The sequence below is a fragment of the Aeromicrobium sp. PFPM2_SD2 genome (assembly GCF_057364525.1).
This window is the reverse complement of the sequence record NZ_JBNFNZ010000748.1, coordinates 1-682: the sequence shown is the minus strand read 5'-3', so window position 1 is coordinate 682 and position 682 is coordinate 1. Positions and strand designations below refer to the sequence as shown.

General features: G+C 72.9%; 1 protein-coding gene. It reads left to right on the top strand.

All coding sequences use genetic code 11. From position 1 onward, the window contains the following. Window positions 1-160 precede the first annotated feature (160 nt). On the top strand, window positions 161-682 hold a 522-nt coding region (locus AC2W7G_RS17870; RefSeq protein WP_485869612.1), incomplete at its 3' end, for an MFS transporter.

Here is a 682-nt window from a genome sequence, read left to right as displayed (position 1 = left end):
GACGCCCCTGCGCGCCCCGCCCGCGCCGAGCAGGACGCCCGCGTGGCGGCCTGGCTCGAGACCCTCTCCGCCACCGAGCGCGACGTGCTGGCCGCGGCCGTGCCCGTCCTGCTCACCTACCCCGACTCGGAGGACCATGCACACCGCTGAGCCCGTCAGCATGTTCAAGCAGCCGAAGGCGGTCTACGCCGTCGCCTTCGCCTGCGTCATCTCGTTCATGGGCATCGGCCTCGTGGACCCGATCCTGCCCGCGCTCGCCACCGAGCTGGACGCCACGCCGAGCCAGGTCACCCTGCTGTTCACCAGCTACCTGGTCGTCACCGCGCTCATGATGCTGGTGACCAACGCCATCTCCAGCCGCATCGGCGCCAAGCGCACCCTCCTGGCCGGCCTCGCGATCATCGTCGTGTTCGCCGCGCTCGCCGGCTCGACCGACTCGATCAGCGGCATCGTCGCCTTCCGCGCCGGCTGGGGCCTGGGCAACGCGCTGTTCATCGCGACCTCGCTGGCGGCGATCGTCTCCAGCGCCCGCGGCGGCTTCGCCGGGGCGATCATCCTGTACGAGGCCGCGCTCGGCCTCGGCATCGCCGCCGGCCCGCTCGTCGGCGGCCTGCTCGGCGACATCAGCTGGCGCGGCCCGTTCTACGGCGTCGCGGCCCTCATGGCGGTCGCGCTGGTCGCA